Origin of the sequence: Rhodococcus sp. ZPP (assembly GCF_017656075.1) — a bacterium.
GTDB classification, from domain to species: Bacteria; Actinomycetota; Actinomycetes; order Mycobacteriales; family Mycobacteriaceae; genus Rhodococcus_F; species Rhodococcus_F oxybenzonivorans.
Window position 1 is genome coordinate 2,556,332 of sequence record NZ_CP058638.1, and the last position, 17,992, is coordinate 2,574,323.

At 65.8% G+C, this 17,992-nt stretch carries 20 protein-coding genes and 1 riboswitch; of the genes, 10 read left to right on the forward strand and 10 right to left on the reverse strand.

Annotated features, from left to right (window positions below; all coding sequences use genetic code 11):
- The first annotated feature begins 32 nt into the window (after positions 1–32).
- Entirely contained in the window at positions 33–914 is an 882-nt protein-coding gene (locus tag HYG77_RS12090) for a biotin-dependent carboxyltransferase family protein (RefSeq protein WP_208962786.1), read from the forward strand.
- A gap of 64 nt (positions 915–978) precedes the next feature.
- Here HYG77_RS12090 and rlmB read toward each other — a convergent pair whose 3' ends face one another.
- The 5 genes from rlmB to carD are packed head-to-tail and all read right to left on the reverse strand — an operon-like array spanning position 979 to position 5,018.
- Positions 979–1,947 (reverse strand): 23S rRNA (guanosine(2251)-2'-O)-methyltransferase RlmB, encoded by a 969-nt coding sequence (gene rlmB / locus HYG77_RS12095; protein ID WP_109326520.1) that lies wholly within the window; start codon positions 1,945–1,947, stop codon positions 979–981.
- A 2-nt stretch (positions 1,948–1,949) separates the two neighbouring features.
- Entirely contained in the window at positions 1,950–3,344 is a 1,395-nt protein-coding gene (gene cysS / locus HYG77_RS12100) for a cysteine--tRNA ligase (protein ID WP_109326519.1), read from the reverse strand.
- Between the two features lie 11 nt (positions 3,345–3,355).
- A complete protein-coding gene (ispF, locus tag HYG77_RS12105; RefSeq protein ID WP_109326518.1) occupies positions 3,356–3,832 on the reverse strand; it encodes a 2-C-methyl-D-erythritol 2,4-cyclodiphosphate synthase in 477 nt (158 codons plus the stop codon).
- Entirely contained in the window at positions 3,832–4,512 is a 681-nt protein-coding gene (gene ispD, locus HYG77_RS12110) for a 2-C-methyl-D-erythritol 4-phosphate cytidylyltransferase (RefSeq protein ID WP_109326517.1), read from the reverse strand. The genes ispF and ispD overlap by 1 nt, the downstream gene beginning before the upstream one ends.
- A 17-nt stretch (positions 4,513–4,529) precedes the next feature.
- Positions 4,530–5,018, reverse strand: a complete 489-nt coding sequence (gene carD, locus HYG77_RS12115; RefSeq protein ID WP_109326516.1) for an RNA polymerase-binding transcription factor CarD — start codon at positions 5,016–5,018, stop codon at positions 4,530–4,532.
- A gap of 263 nt (positions 5,019–5,281) precedes the next feature.
- Here carD and HYG77_RS12120 point away from each other — a divergent pair, with 263 nt between their 5' ends.
- Positions 5,282–5,917 (forward strand): copper chaperone PCu(A)C, encoded by a 636-nt coding sequence (locus tag HYG77_RS12120; RefSeq protein ID WP_109326515.1) that lies wholly within the window; start codon positions 5,282–5,284, stop codon positions 5,915–5,917.
- Positions 5,918–5,964: 47 nt separating this feature from the next.
- Positions 5,965–7,350 carry a DNA repair protein RadA gene (gene radA, locus HYG77_RS12125; RefSeq protein WP_208962787.1) on the forward strand — a complete coding sequence of 462 codons (1,386 nt, stop codon included), beginning with the start codon at positions 5,965–5,967 and terminating at the stop codon, positions 7,348–7,350.
- A gap of 4 nt (positions 7,351–7,354) precedes the next feature.
- Here radA and HYG77_RS12130 read toward each other — a convergent pair whose 3' ends face one another.
- Positions 7,355–7,918: a PaaI family thioesterase gene (locus HYG77_RS12130; protein ID WP_208962788.1), complete on the reverse strand. Its 564-nt coding sequence runs from the start codon at positions 7,916–7,918 to the stop codon at positions 7,355–7,357.
- 87 nt (positions 7,919–8,005) lie between these two features.
- On the opposite strand from HYG77_RS12130, the gene disA reads away from it, so the two are divergent.
- Positions 8,006–9,091, forward strand: a complete 1,086-nt coding sequence (gene disA, locus HYG77_RS12135; RefSeq protein WP_109326508.1) for a DNA integrity scanning diadenylate cyclase DisA — start codon at positions 8,006–8,008, stop codon at positions 9,089–9,091.
- 37 nt (positions 9,092–9,128) lie between these two features.
- Here the strand turns inward: disA and HYG77_RS12140 are convergent, their stop codons facing one another.
- Complete coding sequence (locus HYG77_RS12140) at positions 9,129–9,848, reverse strand: FadR/GntR family transcriptional regulator (protein WP_208962789.1); 720 nt, start codon at positions 9,846–9,848, stop codon at positions 9,129–9,131.
- Between the two features lie 194 nt (positions 9,849–10,042).
- Between HYG77_RS12140 and HYG77_RS12145 the strand changes: the two genes are divergently transcribed.
- Genes HYG77_RS12145 through HYG77_RS12155 form a run of 3 tightly spaced genes read left to right on the forward strand, consistent with a single transcriptional unit; the run spans position 10,043 to position 13,923 of the window.
- Positions 10,043–11,488: an aspartate ammonia-lyase gene (locus HYG77_RS12145; protein WP_109326504.1), complete on the forward strand. Its 1,446-nt coding sequence runs from the start codon at positions 10,043–10,045 to the stop codon at positions 11,486–11,488.
- Complete coding sequence (locus tag HYG77_RS12150) at positions 11,485–12,975, forward strand: amino acid permease (protein ID WP_208962790.1); 1,491 nt, start codon at positions 11,485–11,487, stop codon at positions 12,973–12,975. The genes HYG77_RS12145 and HYG77_RS12150 overlap by 4 nt, the downstream gene beginning before the upstream one ends.
- Entirely contained in the window at positions 12,976–13,923 is a 948-nt protein-coding gene (locus HYG77_RS12155) for an asparaginase (RefSeq protein ID WP_109326501.1), read from the forward strand.
- Positions 13,924–13,928: 5 nt separating this feature from the next.
- Here HYG77_RS12155 and HYG77_RS12160 read toward each other — a convergent pair whose 3' ends face one another.
- Both HYG77_RS12160 and HYG77_RS12165 read right to left on the reverse strand, forming a co-directional pair.
- The gene (locus tag HYG77_RS12160) at positions 13,929–14,699 is read right to left on the reverse strand and encodes a hypothetical protein (protein WP_109326500.1); all 771 of its coding nucleotides are present in this window, start codon (positions 14,697–14,699) and stop codon (positions 13,929–13,931) included.
- A 59-nt stretch (positions 14,700–14,758) separates the two neighbouring features.
- Complete coding sequence (locus tag HYG77_RS12165; protein ID WP_109334835.1) at positions 14,759–15,385, reverse strand: carbonic anhydrase; 627 nt, start codon at positions 15,383–15,385, stop codon at positions 14,759–14,761.
- A gap of 99 nt (positions 15,386–15,484) precedes the next feature.
- Here HYG77_RS12165 and HYG77_RS12170 point away from each other — a divergent pair, with 99 nt between their 5' ends.
- Positions 15,485–16,363, forward strand: a complete 879-nt coding sequence (locus tag HYG77_RS12170) for an A/G-specific adenine glycosylase (RefSeq protein WP_109326497.1) — start codon at positions 15,485–15,487, stop codon at positions 16,361–16,363.
- 92 nt (positions 16,364–16,455) lie between these two features.
- On the opposite strand, the gene HYG77_RS12175 is transcribed toward HYG77_RS12170, so the two are convergent.
- Positions 16,456–17,211 (reverse strand): alpha/beta hydrolase, encoded by a 756-nt coding sequence (locus tag HYG77_RS12175; protein ID WP_244461292.1) that lies wholly within the window; start codon positions 17,209–17,211, stop codon positions 16,456–16,458.
- 33 nt (positions 17,212–17,244) lie between these two features.
- On the opposite strand from HYG77_RS12175, the gene mhuD reads away from it, so the two are divergent.
- Positions 17,245–17,559 carry a mycobilin-forming heme oxygenase MhuD gene (gene mhuD / locus HYG77_RS12180; protein WP_109326490.1) on the forward strand — a complete coding sequence of 105 codons (315 nt, stop codon included), beginning with the start codon at positions 17,245–17,247 and terminating at the stop codon, positions 17,557–17,559.
- A 61-nt stretch (positions 17,560–17,620) separates the two neighbouring features.
- A riboswitch (cobalamin riboswitch) is annotated at positions 17,621–17,773 on the forward strand.
- A 22-nt stretch (positions 17,774–17,795) separates the two neighbouring features.
- Complete coding sequence (locus HYG77_RS12185) at positions 17,796–17,990, forward strand: CbtB domain-containing protein (RefSeq protein WP_109326489.1); 195 nt, start codon at positions 17,796–17,798, stop codon at positions 17,988–17,990.
- Positions 17,991–17,992 lie beyond the last annotated feature (2 nt).

Genomic DNA, 17,992 nt, shown 5'->3' on the forward strand with positions numbered 1-17,992 from the left:
CACGGGGGGTGGTGGTGCGAGACAATCGGCCCATGGCTTGGCTCGAGGTTGTGCGCACCGGACCCTTCACCATCGTGCAGGATCGGGGCAGGCCCGGATACGCCTCGGTGGGAGTCGGTGAGTCCGGCGCTGCCGACCGCGTCGCCCACGACTGCGCAAACCGGCTCGTAGGCAACAGGTCCGGGGCCGCCACTCTGGAAATCACACTGGGCGGCCTCGCCGTGCGCGTCGCGGGCACCGTGTCGGTTGCGGTCACCGGTGCGCGCGCGCCCGTCACCGTCAACTCACGACCGCAGCCCGACTACACGATGCTGCACCTCGAGTCCGGTGATCTGCTCGAAGTCGCGTACGCGTCGGAAGGTCTACGTAGCTACCTCGCGGTGCGCGGGGGTGTCGATGTTCCGCCGGTGATGGGCAGCCGCTCGAGAGACACGCTGTCGGATCTCGGCCCGGACCCGGTGGCCGAGGGTGATCGAATCCTGGTCGGAGCGGATTGCACCGACTGGCCCGCCGACGAATTCGCGCCCCCGCCCGCAGCTCCCGAGAATCCGTTGATGATGCGAGTTCGACTGGGACCCCGCGACGACTGGTTCACCAAGGCATCGATCGACGCGCTCCTGCGGGAAACCTGGACGGTGAGCTCCGACACCAACCGCGTGGGCGCACGTCTCTCCGGGCCGGGACCTCTGCATCGAGCGATTACCCGTGAACTGCCGAGTGAGGCGATGGTGGCGGGAGCCTTGCAGGTGCCGCCCGACGGCCGGCCGATCCTGTTCCTCGCCGATCATCCCGTCACGGGTGGGTATCCCGTGATCGCGGTCGTCGTCGAGGACGACCTGCCGATGGCCGCACAATTGCGCCCCGGCCACCGAATGCGCTTCCATCGGATGGTCGCGCCGACGATCCCGCGATGACCCTCACGAGTGTCACACAGCTACGGCGGCCGGAGCCCACGACACTTCGGTGTTCGTGTTCCGGCTAGCTCCGGCGGCGACGCGCGATGTCGGCGAGTACGACGCCTGCGGCGACGGAAGCGTTGAGCGACTCGACGGGCCCAGCCATGGGAATGCTCAGGATGGCGTCGCAGTTCTCTCGAACCAGACGCGACAGGCCCTTGCCCTCCGAGCCGACCACGACCACGACGGGACCGCTGCCGTCGAAGTCGTCGAGAGTGGTGTCACCGCCCGCGTCGAGACCGACGACCTGTACACCCTTGGATGCCCAATCCTTCAGCGTACGAGTCAGATTGGTGGCGCGGGCGATCGGCAGCCGGGCCGCCGCTCCCGCACTCGTCCGCCAGGCCACCGCGGTCACCGCTGCGCTACGGCGCTCCGGGATCACCACACCGTGTCCGCCGAACGCAGCCACCGATCGAACGACGGCACCGAGGTTGCGCGGATCGGTGATGTTGTCGAGGGCCACGAGCAACGGCGCCTCTTGATGCTTACGGGCCTCCGCGAGGAGATCGTCGGGGTGCGCGTAACGGTACGGCGGCACCTGCAACGCGATTCCCTGGTGCAGGCCGTTGGCGCTGAGCCGGTCGAGATCGGTTCGCGGAACCTCGAGGATGGAAATGCCGGCGTCGGCGGCCCGCTGCACCGATTCCTTCAAACGGTCGTCGCTCTCGGTGCCGACCGCGACATACAGTGCGGTCGCCGGGACACCGGCGCGCAGGCACTCGACGACCGGATTGCGGCCCAGCACGGTTTCGGGTCCGTCGAGGACCTTGCGCCCGGCGGTCTGCCTGCCGCGACCCGGCTGCTTTTCGGCCTCACGACTGGCCCTGGCTGCCCGCTTGGCCGCGGGATGTTTGGTGCGAGCCTCGGCGGGCGGAGTGGCGCCCCGTCCCTCGAGTCCCCTGCGACGCTGGCCACCGGAACCGGCGACCTGCCCCTTCTTCGTACCCGACTTGCGGACGGCTCCGCGCCTGCTCGAATTTCCAGCCATTACTACTGTCCTGCCTTGAGAGACCACTCGGGCCCGTTGGGGGTATCGGTGACCTCGATGCCCGCCCGGATGAGGCGGTCACGCACCTCGTCGGCCACAGCCCAGTTCTTCTCGGCCCGGGCACTCTGCCTGCGCTCGAGTTCGGCCCGGACCAGTACGTCCAGGGCGTCGGTTGCCGCGGACGCATCCGCGGTGTCCTGAGTCCAGTGCGGATCGAGGGGGTCCACACCGAGAATTCCCATCATGGCCCGCACCTGCGACGCGATCTCGCGGGCACCCTCGAGGTCTCCACCTTCGAGAGCGATGTTGCCCTCACGCACACGGCCGTGTACGTCGGCGAGCGCGGCCGGGACGGCGAGATCGTCATCGAGAGCACGACCGAACGCCTCCGTCCAACGACCGACGGGGACCTCACCGGCACGCTCACAGGTCCGGTTCACGAATGATTCGACCCGGCGGAACGCCGCGGCCCCCTCGTCGAGAGCGGTGTCGGAGTACTCGAGCATCGACCGGTAGTGGGCGCTGCCGAGGTAGTACCGAAGTTCCTGCGGCCGAACCTTGTTCAGCACGTTCGGCACGGAGAGCACGTTGCCGAGCGACTTCGACATCTTCTCGCCACCCATGGTGACCCAGCCGTTGTGCAACCAGTACTGCGCGAAACCGTCGCCGGCGCACTTGGCCTGTGCGATCTCGTTCTCGTGGTGAGGGAAGACGAGGTCGAGTCCGCCGCAGTGAATATCGAACTCGGCACCGAGGTAGAACTCGGCCATTGCCGAGCACTCGAGGTGCCATCCCGGGCGGCCACGACCCCACGGCGTCGGCCACGACGGCTCACCGGGCTTGGCCGCTTTCCACAGCGTGAAGTCACGGGGATCCCGCTTGCATTCGCCGGCACTCTCGCCTTGGTGCACATCGTCGAGCTTGTGCCCGGACAGGCTGCCGTAGCTCGCGTAGCTGCGCACGTCGAAGTAGACGTCACCCCCCGAGGCGTACGCGTGACCGTTGTCGATCAGTCGCTGCATCATCTCGACCATTTGGGTGACGTGCCCGGTAGCCCGTGGCTCGATCGACGGCGGAAGGACTCCGAGCTGCTGATACGCCCAGGTGAAGGATCGCTCGAATGTGGCGGCCCATTCCCACCAGGGGCGCCCGGCTTCGGCGGCCTTGTTCAGGATCTTGTCGTCGATATCGGTGACGTTGCGCACGAACGCCACGTCGAAGTCGTGGGCGAGTAACCAGCGTCGCAGTACGTCGAAGGCGACGCCACTGCGCACGTGCCCGATATGGGGGTCGCCCTGCACCGTGGCTCCACACAGATACACCGATGCGTGTCCAGGGGCCAGCGGAACGAAGTCACGCATGGCCCGCGTCTCGGTGTCGAATAGGCGCAGGGTCACGACCAGCGATCTTACCTGGCGCTTTGAGTAGAGATGACCAACGCGGTGGCCACCGCGGCGATCCCCTCGCCCCGCCCAGTGAGTCCGAGACCGTCCGTGGTGGTCGCGGACACCGAAACCGGTGCGCCCAGAATGTCACTCAACACCTTTTGCGCTTCGTCTCTGCGCGGGCCGATCTTCGGCCGATTCCCGATCACCTGGACGGCGGCATTGGCGACACCGAATTCTTCCTCGCCGAGGAGTCGTCGCACCTCGGCGAGCATTGCGGCGCCGCTCACTCCCGACCATTCCGGCCTGCCCGTGCCGAAAACCGAACCCAGGTCACCGAGCCCCGCGGCCGACAGCAATGCGTCACACAGTGCGTGGACCGCGACATCGCCGTCCGAGTGACCGGCGCACCCGTCCTCGCCCTCGAACAGAAGACCGGCCATCCAGCACGGCCGTCCCTGCTCGATCGGATGGACGTCCGTACCGATGCCGACGCGCACTAGTTCACTCCCTCTTCCACCAGCGCGCGGGCCAGCACGAGATCCAGCGGTGTGGTGATTTTGAATGCTGTGGGTTCTCCGACGATGCTGCGAACCTGCTCACCCAGGCGCTCCACCAGGCCGGCATCGTCGGTCGCGATGCCATCCGCGGCGGCGTAGGCACGCCGGAGCAGTGGTGCGACGAAGCCCTGTGGCGTCTGGACCGCCCGCAGTTCGGAGCGTTCGGGTGTTCCGGTCACCGCCCCGAGAACGTCGACGGTCTTGATCGTGTCCGTCACCGGGAGGACGGGAATGACGGCGCTGCGCCCGCAGCGCAGTTCCGCAACGACCCGGGCAATGAGCGACGGGGGCGTGAGCGCACGCGCAGCATCGTGGACGAGCACGTATTCTGCGTCGTCCGCGACAGCGAGGCCCGCGCGCACCGAATCTGTCCGTTCGCTGCCGCCGGGCACGACGACGACTCCATCAGGCAGAGTGCCGCGCGTGGAATCGACGAGCTCTTCCGGCACGATCACGACGACGCGGTCGACAGCCCCCGACTGGAGGAGCCCGTCGACCGCGCGTACAAGCATGGTCTTCCCACCGAGATCAACGAATGCCTTGGGCGTCATCTCGCCCAGACGCACTCCTTGACCAGCGGCGGGAACCAGCGCGACTACAGGACCTCGGTCTTCGGTCACTGCGACGTCGCGGCTGTCTAGGACGCGGCCGCGAGGACCTCGTCGAGGATTGTCTCGGCCTTGTCGCTGTCGGTACCTTCGGCCAACGCCAGCTCTCCGACAAGAATCTGCCGGGCCTTCGCGAGCATGCGCTTCTCCCCCGCGGACAGGCCGCGGTCCTGCTCGCGACGCCACAGGTCACGAACGACCTCGGCGACCTTGTTCACGTCACCCGACGCGAGCTTTTCGAGATTCGCCTTGTAGCGGCGAGACCAGTTGGTGGGTTCTTCGGTGTGCGGTGCCCGCAAGACCTGGAAGACCTTGTCGAGGCCTTCCTGACCGACTACGTCACGTACGCCTACATACTCTGCGTTGTCTGCGGGAACCCGTACGGTGAGATCGCCCTGAGCAACCTTGAGAACGAGATATTCCTTCTGCTCACCCTTGATGGTGCGGATTTCGATAGCTTCGATCAGCGCCGCACCGTGATGGGGGTATACGACGGTGTCTCCGACCTTAAAAATCATCTGTCCCGTGCCCCTTTCGATCTTTCGAGTTTAACACGTGACCGGTTCCAGGTCGCATCAACGGTGCAGGTCAGGGGCACCGAGGCCTGATCGTAGGGGTTGACAGCGCCTGCGATACGTGCATCTCACGGGCTCCGAACTGGCAGTTCTTCGAGGCCGAAAGTGCACGCAGACAACCATTGTGAGTACCCAGCGACCGGGCCGTACGAGGGAACTACTACTCTGCCTAGTTGGAGTGCGAACCTGACACTGGAGGACAACCCGTGACTGCTCTCGACAAGCCGACTCGCCGAGTCGCGACCGCCGTTGCTCTTGCTGCCGGCGTGGCCCTCACGCTGTCCGCTTGCGGTGCGGGACAGATCACCCAGACCTCGAGTCAGGTCGCCGCGGTCAACGGCAACGGCGCCGACCTCGGATCGATCGCTCTGCGCAACGTGCACGTCGTGTACCCCAACTCGGACGAGTACAGCATCGAGGCCGGCGGAAAAGCGGTCCTCGCGTTCACCGCGATCAACAACAACGAAGATGCCGCCGACAAGCTGACCAAGATCAGCACCGACGTCGCCGAGACCGTCACCATTCGTGATGCTGCCGGCGGCCAGGAGATTCCCCCGCAGACGGCGCTCGTAGCCGGAGACGTCGCGCAGGACGCTGTGGAGGGTGGTCATGCCGAGCAAGAGCGTGACCAGGCCGCCGAGGTTCCGAGCGATGTCGTCCTGGTCACGCTGGACGATCTGAAGGAGGGTGTGCGCCCCGGCCTCACCTTCCCCGTCACCTTCACGTTCGAGAAGGCCGGTGAGGTCACGGTGTCCGTTCCCGTCGACGCCGGTCACGAAACCGAGCGTCACGTGTCCGACAAGTCCGCGGGCACGCAGGCCGAAGGCGGCGGCGGGCACTGACAGCCGCCCGGGGCCGGTCTGTCGGACCGGCTCTCTAGGCTGCGTCGGTGGCCAAACTCAAGTCCAGTTTCCGGTGTTCGTCGTGTCAGTGCACCGTGCCCAAATGGGTCGGCCGCTGTCCCGAGTGCGGCAGCTGGGGATCGATGGACGAGGCTCCGATCCTCGCGCCGGTGGCGAGTCGTCCGGGCGCCTCGCTCGCGAAGGCCGGGGCGGGGGCCGTTCTCCCGTCCACGCCGGCGACTCCCATCACGAAGATCGACAGCACGTCCACTCGGGCCAAACCCACCGGAATCGGTGAACTCGATCGCGTCCTCGGCGGTGGCGTGGTCCCCGGGTCGGTTGTTCTCCTCGCGGGCGAACCAGGCGTCGGCAAGTCAACGCTTCTTCTCGAGGTCGTACACCAGTGGGCGCGGCGGGGCCCGGACGACCGATCGCTCTACGTCACGGGTGAAGAGTCCGCCGGTCAGGTACGGCTACGTGCCGACCGGACGGGCGCGGTGCACGAGCGGGTCTATCTCGCCGCCGAATCCGACCTCGCGACCATCCTCGGTCACGTCGAACAGGTACGTCCCACCCTGCTGATCGTCGACAGCGTGCAGACCATGCTTGCCGCGGACGTCGACGGTGTCGTCGGCGGCGTCACCCAGGTCAAGGCCGTCACCAGTGCGCTCACCTCGCTCGCGAAAGCCAGCGGTGTCCCGGTGCTGCTGATCGGCCACGTCACGAAGGACGGCGCCGTCGCGGGTCCGCGGTCACTCGAACACCTCGTGGACGTGGTCCTGCACTTCGAGGGCGACAAGCACTCCACACTCCGCATGGTGCGCGGGGTCAAGAACCGCTTCGGTGCCGCCGACGAGGTGGGATGCTTCGAACTCCGGGAAGACGGCATCGCCGGCATCAGCGACCCGTCGGGACTTTTTTTGCACCACCGCGCCGAAGCCGTGCCCGGTACCGCCGTCACGGTCATGATGGACGGCAAGCGGCCCTTGCTCGGCGAGGTCCAGGCGCTCGTGGCCGCGACGTCCATGCCCGCACCCCGGCGCGCGGTGAGCGGGCTCGACAGCGCACGTGTGGCCATGGTGCTGGCCGTGCTGGACCGCCGGTGCGGAGTGCCGATCGCCAAGAACGACGTCTACGCGGCTACGGTCGGCGGCATGCGGATGACCGAACCGTCCGCAGACCTGGCGCTGGCACTCGCCGTCGCCTCCGCGGTCAAGGACAAGCCCGTTCCCGACGGGCTGGTGATCCTCGGCGAAGTCGGGCTGGCAGGTGAGGTCCGGCGGGTTCCCGGTGTCGGGCGCCGGCTCGCCGAAGCGGCCCGACTCGGATTCAACCGGGCCCTCGTTCCCCTCGACTCCGGTGCGGCCCCTCCCGGAATGAAAGTCACCGAGGTCGGGAATCTCGGAGCGGCCATCGCTTCCCTGCGTATTTAGACAACTAGATCGACGACGTGCCGAACGGCATGTCGGGAACCCCGTCCACGAAGGTTTTGGTCTTCTCGAAGTGTTCGGCCGTGACGGTGAGGAACAACCCCCGCGATGTGGCCACTACCACGTCGGGGTCAGCATTCGGCCCCTCGACGATGCGCGCCTCCGCACTGGCGTAGACCTTGCGGCGGATCGTTCCGTCGATGCGCGCGTGAAATTCCAGCACCGAGCCCAGCGGAATGGGCCGCGCGAAGTCGATCTCCAGATGACCGGTCACCACCGGACCGTCCACGGTCGCCCGACACGCCATGCCCAGCGCCTCGTCGAACGCCGTCGACAGGATGCCGCCGTGGATAACTCCCGGACCGCCCTGATAGCGAGGGGCCACCTCGAGACGTCCCCACACCTCGAGGTTCTCCCCGGCGGTGAAGCTCATGGACATACCGGCCGGCGACTGGTCGCCGCATCCGAAGCACCGACTCCAGTGATGCGGCACGGGCTGACCTGCAGCGGGGAAGGTGCCGACCGGTTCCGGCAGGGTCAGGTCGTCGGGCAAAGTCCAGGTACTACTCATGGATAGGTAATCTAAACGCGGGTCCGGGCCCTATTCCCCGACGGCCCTGTACAAAGTGACGTCTACCTCAGCGGGGAGTGTTTCGCGATGAACGATGCAGAGTCGTCGTCTGCGCTGCGCGAAACCATTGCCCGACTGGCTCCTGGAACGGCGCTTCGGGACGGCCTCGAACGTATTCTCCGTGGCCGCACGGGCGCACTGATCGTCCTCGGTTACGACGAGCAGATGGAAGAAATCTGCGACGGCGGCTTCGAGCTCGACGTCGAGTTCGCTCCCACCCGGCTGCGTGAGCTGTCGAAGATGGACGGCGCCGTGGTCCTGTCCACGGACGGTTCGCGCATCGTCCGCGCCAACGTCCAGCTGGTTCCCGACCACAAGATTCCCACCGTCGAGTCCGGCACCCGGCACCGCGCCGCCGAACGCACGGCGATGCAGACGGGATATCCCGTGGTGTCGGTGAGCCAGTCGATGAGCATCGTCAGCGTGTACGTCGGCGGAATACGCCACGTCATCGACGGGTCTGCCACCATCTTGTCCCGGGCCAATCAGGCGGTGGCCACCCTCGAGCGGTACAAGGCGCGCCTCGACGAGGTCACCCGTCAGTTGTCGGTCGTCGAGATCGAGGATTTCGTCACCCTCCGCGACGCGCTCACCGTGGTGCAGCGGCTCGAGATGGTGCGCCGCGTGTCTGTGGAGATCGAGCAGGATGTACTCGAACTGGGCACCGACGGCCGACAGCTCGCCCTCCAACTCGAAGAGCTCGTCGGCGACAACGATGTGGCACGGGAATTGATCGTCCGCGACTATCTCGCCGGTTCGGGACCCGCCCCTGCACCCGATGTCGAGAAGTCGTTGACTGCCCTCGACAAGATCACCGACGCCGACCTGCTGGACCTGACGACTCTGGCTCGCGCGTTCGGATACCCGGGAACGATCGAAGCGCTCGAGGCTCCCATGAGTCCACGTGGTTATCGCGTTCTCACCCGAGTTCCCCGCTTGCAGTTCAACCAAATTCACCGGCTCGTCGGCTCGTTCGGGACTCTGCAGTCGCTGCTTGCCGCAACGGCCGCCGACCTGCAGTCGGTGGAGGGGATCGGCGGCTTGTGGGCTCGACACATCAGGGAGGGCCTGTCCAGGCTCGCCGAAACGTCGATTTCCGGTCCCTACGACTAGTTTTCGCCCGACCGGAACGTACGAGCCGAACTACCTCCTACGATCGATCCGCCGAATAGGCCTCGCCGACAACGGATTCCAGTGCGACACGCACGGCATCGAGGTGTTCCGCCATGGCCTTGGCGGCCACGTCGTAGCTCCTGGACTCGATCCCGTCGACTATCCGGTCGTGCTCGTCGTTCGACCTCCGCTGCCGGCCGGCGACCAGGTTGAGCGTTTCCGACTGCCGGGTCAGCGCTTCACGAATATCGACGACGACCGACTCGAACACACGATTGCGACTGGTCCGGGCGATCAGCGCGTGGAACTGGGCGTCCAGGGACACCCACACCAAGGGGTCGTCCTCGTCGCGCATCTGACCGGCCAAGCCGCGCAATGCGGCAAGATCCTCGGCAGAGTGCCGCTGCGCCGCCCATCCGGCAGCGGGGATCTCCACATGAGGGCGCGCCTCGACGAGCTCGTTGGCGGCGTAGTTCCCGAAGTCGAGGTCGCGCGCGATCGAATCACTGATGACGAACGTGCCCAGACCCGATTTGGTCTCGGTCAGACCCAGCGCATGACACGACCGCAGGGCCTCGCGGATGACCGAACGACTGACCCCGTGCCGCGTCGCCAACGACGCTTCCGACGGGAGCCGCTCCCCGACCGCCAACTCACCCGAGGTGATTGCGGCGCGCAGGTCCGCGAGAACAGCTTCGGCGGCGCTGACCCGCGCGGTCACGGGACGCTTGGCTGCCCAGCTGTCTGACAGGTTCATGGCAATATTCTTCTCACGACCAGGCAAATGCGTCAACCTGCGCGAATCGAGGGGTTGACGACCGCAAGTGAGCCACGTAACAATGTCACCTGTCTGACAGCCTGGCAGGCAGGTAGGTGGTCAGGTCTACCGACTGCCTCTCCGAGCGCCGCGGGACCACTGCTAGCGCGAATCCACGTGAGGAATGAAGTCAAGTGCTCGAAACGAGAACAGAACACGACCTACTCGGGGACCGCCAGGTGCCCGCAGAGTCGTACTGGGGGATTCACACGCTCCGTGCGGTGGAGAACTTCCCGATCACCGGTCGGCCGATCTCGACGAACCCCTCGTTGATTCGCGGACTCGCCTTCGTCAAATGGGCGGCATCGAGCGCCAACGAGAAGCTGGGCATTCTCGACCACCGCCGCGCCGAGGCGATCGGCCAGGCCTGCCGCGAAATTGTCGAGGGCCGCTGGCACGAGCAGTTCGTCGTCGATGTGATCCAGGGTGGCGCCGGGACGTCGACCAACATGAACGCCAACGAGGTCATTGCCAACCGGGCGCTCGAAATTCTCGGTTACGATCGCGGCGAGTACCAGCACCTGCACCCCAACGAGCACGTCAACCTCAGCCAATCGACCAACGACGTCTATCCCACGGCAGTCAACATCGCCACGATCCTGACGATCGAGGATCTGCTCGACGCCCTGCGGGTCCTGCAGGAGGCATTCGGTTCGAAGGCCGTCGAGTTCGCCGGCACGGTGAAGATGGGCCGCACCCAACTTCAGGATGCGGTCCCGATGACACTCGGACAGGAATTCGCCACCTACTCGGTGATGATCGACGAGGACCGCGCACGACTCGGGGAAGCAGCGCTTCTGGTCCACGAGATCAATCTCGGAGCCACCGCAATCGGGACCGGTCTCAACGCCCCCGCCGGGTACGCCGAGGCCGCGTGCGACAAGCTGCGCGAACTCACCGGGCTTCCCCTCGTTCTCGCCACCGACCTGGTGGAGGCTACCCAGGATGTGGGCCAGTTCGTGCACCTGTCCGGCGTCCTGAAGAGGATCGCGGTGAAGTTGTCGAAGGTCTGCAACGACCTTCGTCTCCTGTCCTCCGGTCCGCGGGCGGGACTCAACGAGATCAATCTGCCGCCGGTGCAGGCGGGATCTTCGATCATGCCCGGCAAGGTCAATCCCGTGATTCCGGAAGTGCTCAACCAGGTGGCCTACGAGGTCATCGGTCATGACGTCACCATCACGATGGCCGCCGAATCCGGCCAGCTGCAACTCAACGCCTTCGAACCGATCATCGTGCATTCGCTGTCGGACGGAATGCGGCATCTGGCCGCCGCCTGCCGCATCCTGGCCGACAAGTGCGTTCTCGGGATCACCGCCAACACCGAACTTCTGCGTGCCCGGGTCGAAGACTCGATCGGACTCGTCACCGCGCTCAATCCGTACATCGGCTATACCGCGTCGACCCGTATCGCGCAGGAAGCGCTGGTGTCCGGTCGTAGGGTCGCCGACCTCGTGATCGATGCGGGACTGCTCGACCGAGACGAACTCGATCGACTACTCAGTCCGGAGCACCTCGCCAACCTGAGGGCTGGTACGGCAACTCAGGCTCCCGTTCCGACGACCGCTGGAGTGGTGTCATGACGATCGAAAAAGACGGCCCGAGTCAGACACACGACATCTTCGTCGAGGAAGATCTGGGGTATCGAAAGGCCCTCGGCCCTCGACAGATTCAGATGATCGCCATCGGTGGTGCGATCGGCACCGGTCTGTTCATGGGCGCCGGTGGACGCCTTCATCAAGCAGGACCCGCCCTTGTTCTCGTCTACGCCCTCTGCGGATTTTTCGCCTTCCTGATTCTGCGGGCACTGGGCGAGCTGGTGATGCACCGTCCCACGTCGGGTTCGTTCGTCTCGTACTCGCGCGAATTTTTCGGCGAGAAGATGGCGTTCGCCGCCGGCTGGCTCTACTGGCTGAACTGGGCGATGACCGCGGTCGTCGACGTCACTGCAGTAGCGCTCTACATGAACTTCTTCAAGAAATACTGGGCGCCGCTGGGGGACGTCGACCAATGGGTATTCGCCTTGGCGGCAGTAGCGCTCGTTTTGACACTGAACATGGTGTCGGTACGCGTGTTCGGTGAATTGGAATTCTGGTTCGCGCTCATCAAAGTCGTGGCGCTGGCCGCATTCCTCTGCTTCGGGGTCTACTTCGTCTTGTTCGGTACCCCCATCGAGGGCCACACCTCCGGCTTCAGCATGATCTCCGACAACGGCGGGTGGTTCCCCAACGGCATCCTGCCCGCAATCGTGGTGATTCAGGGCGTCGTATTCGCCTACGCATCCATCGAATTGGTCGGTACCACGGCCGGGGAAACCAAGAATCCGGAGAAGGTAATCCCCAAGGCGATCAACACGGTGATCCTCCGGATTCTCGTTTTCTACGTCGGATCCGTCCTGTTACTGGCGCTGCTTCTCCCCTACATGGAATATCACGCCGGCGAAAGCCCGTTCGTTACCTTCTTCGGAACGATCAACGTCGAAGGCGCAGACGCGATCATGAATCTCGTCGTACTCACCGCCGCATTGTCCTCACTCAATGCCGGACTGTATTCGACCGGACGAATACTGCACTCGATGGCCATGGCGGGGTCGGCGCCCGCGTTCGCGGCGAGGATGAACAAGGCGGGCGTCCCCTACGGCGGCATCGCTCTCACGGGATTCGTCATCCTGCTCGGTGTCGGACTCAATGCGATCGTTCCCACTCAGGCGTTCGAGATCGTCCTCAACCTGGCCGCCCTCGGGATCATCAGCGCCTGGGCCGTGATCGTGTTGTGCCAGTTGAAACTCTGGAAGTTCGCGAAGGAGGGGCGCCTCGTACGGCCGAGTTTCCGGATGTTCGGCGCCCCCTACACCGGCCTTCTGACGTTGGCGTTCCTCGTCGGCGTAGTCGTGCTGATGGCTTTCGACCACCCCGTCGGAACGTGGACCGTCGGATCGATCGCCATCATCGCCCCGCTCCTGGTGATCGGCTGGTACGCCTGCAGAAACCGCATCCGCGACCTGGCCGCCGCACGAGATGACAGCATGTCCACCGATGACTACCCGACCGCCTCGCAGGGAGGACAGTAAGTGCCTACAGTCGCCGTCGTCACCACCGGGGGCACCATCGCGAGCCGACGCGGCGAGGACGGTGTGAGCCGTCCCGTCGTCACCGGCCCGGATCTGCTCGCGACCGGAGCCGAGCGGGCGGCCACCGAGGTCCGCGTCACCGATGTCCTGTCGAAGGACAGCTCGTGTATGACCTTCGCCGACATGGATCGGGTACGCGAGGCAATCGCAGCGGAACTCCGCGACCCCACTGTCGCCGGGGTGGTCGTTCTCCACGGAACCGACACCATGGAGGAAACCGCGTTTCTGGTGGATCTGCATCACGCCGATCCCCGGCCGGTCGTCTTCACCGGGGCACAACGCACCTTCGATCATCCCGAGTCGGACGCGCAGGCCAACCTCTCGGCCGCATTGTCGGCCGCCACCGATCCGGCCATGCGTGGACTGGGAGTGTTGATTTCCTTCGGCGGAAAGCTTCATCCGGTTCCGGGGGTCCGCAAGGCGGACACGACCGCGCTCGATGCGTTCCGGTCCGTCCGCACCCCGATGCACCGCCACCGGCCCGAGCCACTGCCCTGGCGTCCGATCTCCGGCGTCCGTGTCGACGTCGTCGCGATCTACCCTGGCACGGATCGTGTGCAGTTCGACGCGTGCCGGAGCACCGGCGCGCACGGCTTGGTTCTCGATGCGCTCGGATCCGGCAACGCGAACCCCGGAATCGTCGAGGCGGTACGCGAATCCGTCGCGGCGGGTGTGCCGGTCGCCGTATCCACCCGCGTTCCGTTCGGGTCGATCTCCCCCACTTACGGCGGAGGTGGAGGCGGCTCCGATCTCATCGCGGCCGGGGCCCTCTTCTCGACCGACCTCAGAGCCGGACAGGCCCGCATTCTTCTCGCGGCACTGCTCGCCGACCCTGACCAGACCGGCCTGGAGAAGGAATTCGATCGCCGGTCCCGGATCGAGCTGTAGTCCGGTCAGCTCAGGTTGAACGGTTCCGGCGCACTACGCAGCTGTCCCAGCTGCCCCACCACGGTGTATGCGCCGGGACCCACCGGATCGCGCTGCGGTTCCGGTTGGGTGAGGCAATCCGGTGCGGATGTCTTGGCAGACCACTTCACCGTGAACTGAGCCTGCTCGCCGGGGGCGAGGGTGCGCAGGTCGGCCGCGGACTGCGGGAAGCAGTCGATGTTGGACCACAGCCGGACGCTGCCGTCGATCGTGTACACCAGCACCTGCTGCAGGCTGCTACCGAGGTCGCGCTGGCACGACGTGGTGCCGATGTTGGTGATGACCGTCGTGAAACTCGGCTCTTCCCCAGGAAGGTATGTCGGCTTGTCGGCAGCGACTTTGATGGCCAGGGATTGGTCCGGGCACTGGCCGGCTGCAACAGTCTGACCGCTGACCGCTGCACTCGTCGACCCGGCACTGCTCGATGCTCCACTGGTCGAGGAGCCCGAGGCACTTGCCGTGCCGGACCCTTCATCGCCGGCCGCGGCAGCTCCGCCGCCCCCACCCGAGCCGCCGGAACCACCACTCGACGGCGAACCCGAGGCAGTCGGTGAAATCGACACCGGCGTGGTCAACGACGAGCTGGCTGCCGCGGGGTCGGTCTCGGAATCGTCCCCACCGCGGAGGGAACTGATCAACCAGACCACCAAGAGCAGCACGACGATGGCGCCGCCGATCGCCAGCGCCCTGCGGCGCCAGTAAATCTCGGGGGGCAACGGTCCATTCGGTTCCAGCACGACGTCAACGGTAGTTCGGCAGCGTGCGGGTACGGCTCAGCGGGTGCGGCGTGTCGCGGTCAGTCCGTGAGCTCACCGATGTCTCCGACGGCGCCCTGCAGGTGGGTGCGGCCGTCGGACAGCTTGTACGTGACACCGGCGATGGCGCACGCGCCGCTCTCCACCTTCTCCGCGATGATGCGCGACCGCTGCATGAGCAGCGCACCGGTCTCCACCACATGGCGACCTTCGAGTTCGTCGACGGTACTGAGGCCCTCGCGGCGTCCCTTCAGGATCGACGGCGCCACACGTTCGACGATGCTGCGGATGAATCCGGGGGGGATGTTGCCGTCGTCGAGGGCGTCGAGCGTCGCCTTGACGGCGCCACAGCTGTCGTGACCGAGCACGACGATGAGCGGCACGTTGAGCACCCCGACGGCATACTCGATCGACCCGAGAACCGCGTCGTCGAGGACGTGGCCTGCGGTGCGGACGACGAACATGTCGCCGAGCCCCTGGTCGAAGATGATCTCGGCGGCGACGCGGGAGTCTCCGCATCCGAACAGGACGGCCGTGGGGTGCTGGCCGCCGACGAGCTTCGCGCGATCGGCGACGCCCTGGCTGGGATGGAGCGAGGTGCCGTTGACGAACCGCTCGTTACCCTGGCGTAGGGACTTCCATGCAGAAACCGGGTTGGAGTTAGGCATGAGCATATTGTGCACCCCTCCTGTTGCACCGGCTCTGCGGGAGCATTACGTCGACGGAAATTCCGGTTGGCACTGCGGCGAAGGGACTTGTGAGAAGAAGTGACCGTGGACTCGTCTGCGCTGATCAGGTGGTACGACGCCGAGGCCAGGGATTTGCCGTGGCGTCGCGAGGGTGTGACCGCCTGGCACATTCTGATGAGCGAGATCATGCTGCAGCAGACACCCGTCGTCCGCGTTGCTCCCATCTGGGAGCAATGGGTGCAGCGCTGGCCCGTCCCGTCCCTGATGGCGGCGTCGAGCCAGGCCGACGTCTTGCGCGCGTGGGGAAAGCTCGGTTATCCGCGGCGAGCGCTGCGACTGCACCAGTGTTCCGAAGTGCTGGCCACCCAGCACGGTGACGTGGTCCCGAGCGACGTCGACACCCTCCTCGGGCTTCCCGGGATCGGCGCGTACACCGCTCGCGCAGTGGCGTGCTTCGCCTACGGGCAGCGTGTCCCCGTCGTCGACACCAATGTTCGACGGGTGGTGGCGCGCGCTGTGCACGGCAACGCGGAGCCCGGCAACCCGTCGACGGTGCGCGACCTGGCGGACGTGTCCGCGCTGCTGCCCCGGACCCGCGCCCGCGCCGCCACGTTCTCTGCGGCACTCATGGAACTCGGTGCGACGATCTGCACCGCACGCTCCCCCGAATGCTCGCGGTGTCCGCTGCCGAGTTGCGCCTGGATGGACGCTGGGCGACCAGCGCACACCGGTGAACGCAGGAAGGTGCAGAAGTTTGCGGGCACGGACCGTCAGGTTCGCGGCAAGCTCATGGCGGTGTTGCGCGACAGTTCGCGTCCGGTCGAGCGGGTTCGCCTCGACCAGGTGTGGCTCGACGACCCCGGTCAGCGTGATCGTGCTCTGCACTCGTTACTGCTCGACGGCTTGGTGGAGCAGACCGACGACGGCCTCTTCGCCCTCGCGGGTGAGGGAAGCTAGGTGCCCTCACGATCGGGCACAGACGCTGAGAAGATTGCTGGAAACCTCCACGATTACGTCCGCAGCTGACAAACCTCTGCGCAACCGTGCGCTCAGGTCAGTTCGTGCAGGAATTCCTCGACCACTTTCCGGTACTGCTCCGGCTGATCGTCGTGGACGAGGTGCCCGGCTTCCTCGATGCGGACGTATTCGGCGTGGGGATGCCGCTCTGCCATCTTCCGCATCTGCCCCTCGGGGGTGATGGTGTACTCGCCCTCGATCAGCAGCGCCGGCACCGTGATCGAGGCCCACTGAGCCCAGAAGTGCCGGTCACCCCACTCGGCGGAGATGTCGCGGAACGTCTCGACCTCGCCGTGCAGGTACCAGCCGTCGTCTCGCTGCTCGAACGAGTCGAGGAAGTACTGACCCGCGACAGGTCCGAAATACTCGACGAGCGCCTCTCGCGTCTCGAACGGTTGCGGCCAGTTCGAGATCATCGCCGCCCAGTCGTCGGCGGTACGGCCACGAAAATCAGGCGCCATGTCTTCGAGAACGAGAGCGGCGACCTTCTCCGGGAACTCGGCGGCCAGGCACCACGCGTGCAAGGCGCCCATCGAATGCCCGATGACGACCAGCGGCTCGGCGACCGGACTCAATGTCGCCGCCAGGTCTTCGACGAATGCTTCCGTCGACAGCACGCGCGGGGCGGGACGGCCGTGGCCTGCAGCGTCGAACGTGTAGACGTGGCCGTGTTCGCGCAGCCACGGAACCTGCCTGCGCCACGTCCGCGCACTGCCCATCAACCCGTGCAGCAGCAGAATCGGTCGTCCGGTGCCGCCCTCGTCGTGCAACGCACTCTCACCCACCACGACTGCGACGCTAGCGGAGTACCCTCCCCAAGCATGGCAGTGGTGAAGATCAATGCAATCGAAGTTCCCGAGGGTGCGGGCCCCGAACTGGAGAAGCGCTTCGCAGGACGCGCGCATGCCGTCGAGAATTCCCCAGGCTTTCTCGGGTTCCAGCTTCTGCGCCCGGTCAAGGGCGAGAACCGCTACTTCGTCGTCACCCAGTGGGAGAGCGAAGAGGCATTCGAGGCGTGGCGCGACGGCCCTGCACGGGAAGCGCACGCTGGTGAGCGGCAGAAGCCGGTGGCGTCCGGCGCGTCTCTGCTCGAGTTCGAGGTGGTTCTCGACGTCTCGGCAGCGGCCGACCGCTGAGGACCTGCTCGACACGAACCTCGAGGCGAACATTGACACGGCGGCCCGCCGGGTGCGAAAGTTCGCAAGACAAAGCGATGGTTCGGCAGGAATCCGGTGCAAAACCGGAGCGGTCGCGCCACTGTAAATCGGAGTAGTCCCTCAGCTAGGCCACGGCAAGATGCGGGAACCACCTCGACAGCCAGATACTGCGGCCATCGCATGAACCTAGGGGACGCGACATCCCAGGAGGAACCATGGCACTCGTCTACGCACCCGGCGCATCGGTCGATTCGACCCGGCTCGCCGTCATCTCGTTCGCGATCGTACTTTTCGCGATGCTTGCTCTCTACCTCGTGGGATTCGACCAGGGCGCGATTTCGCGCAGTGGCATGTACATGCACGAACTGATGCATGACGGGCGCCACCTGCTGGGCCTGCCGTGCCACTGAAC

What these genes read in the sequence shown, in the direction of transcription:
- HYG77_RS12090 (WP_208962786.1), top strand. Translation starts at nt 33, where the DNA reads ATGGCTTGGCTCGAGGTTGTGCGCACCGGACCCTTCACCATCGTGCAG.
- rlmB (WP_109326520.1), bottom strand. Translation starts at nt 1,947, where the DNA reads ATGGCTGGAAATTCGAGCAGGCGCGGAGCCGTCCGCAAGTCGGGTACG.
- carD (WP_109326516.1), bottom strand. Translation starts at nt 5,018, where the DNA reads ATGATTTTTAAGGTCGGAGACACCGTCGTATACCCCCATCACGGTGCG.
- HYG77_RS12130 (WP_208962788.1), bottom strand. Translation starts at nt 7,918, where the DNA reads ATGAGTAGTACCTGGACTTTGCCCGACGACCTGACCCTGCCGGAACCG.
- disA (WP_109326508.1), top strand. Translation starts at nt 8,006, where the DNA reads ATGAACGATGCAGAGTCGTCGTCTGCGCTGCGCGAAACCATTGCCCGA.
- HYG77_RS12140 (WP_208962789.1), bottom strand. Translation starts at nt 9,848, where the DNA reads ATGAACCTGTCAGACAGCTGGGCAGCCAAGCGTCCCGTGACCGCGCGG.
- HYG77_RS12150 (WP_208962790.1), top strand. Translation starts at nt 11,485, where the DNA reads ATGACGATCGAAAAAGACGGCCCGAGTCAGACACACGACATCTTCGTC.
- HYG77_RS12165 (WP_109334835.1), bottom strand. Translation starts at nt 15,385, where the DNA reads ATGCCTAACTCCAACCCGGTTTCTGCATGGAAGTCCCTACGCCAGGGT.
- mhuD (WP_109326490.1), top strand. Translation starts at nt 17,245, where the DNA reads ATGGCAGTGGTGAAGATCAATGCAATCGAAGTTCCCGAGGGTGCGGGC.
- HYG77_RS12185 (WP_109326489.1), top strand. Translation starts at nt 17,796, where the DNA reads ATGGCACTCGTCTACGCACCCGGCGCATCGGTCGATTCGACCCGGCTC.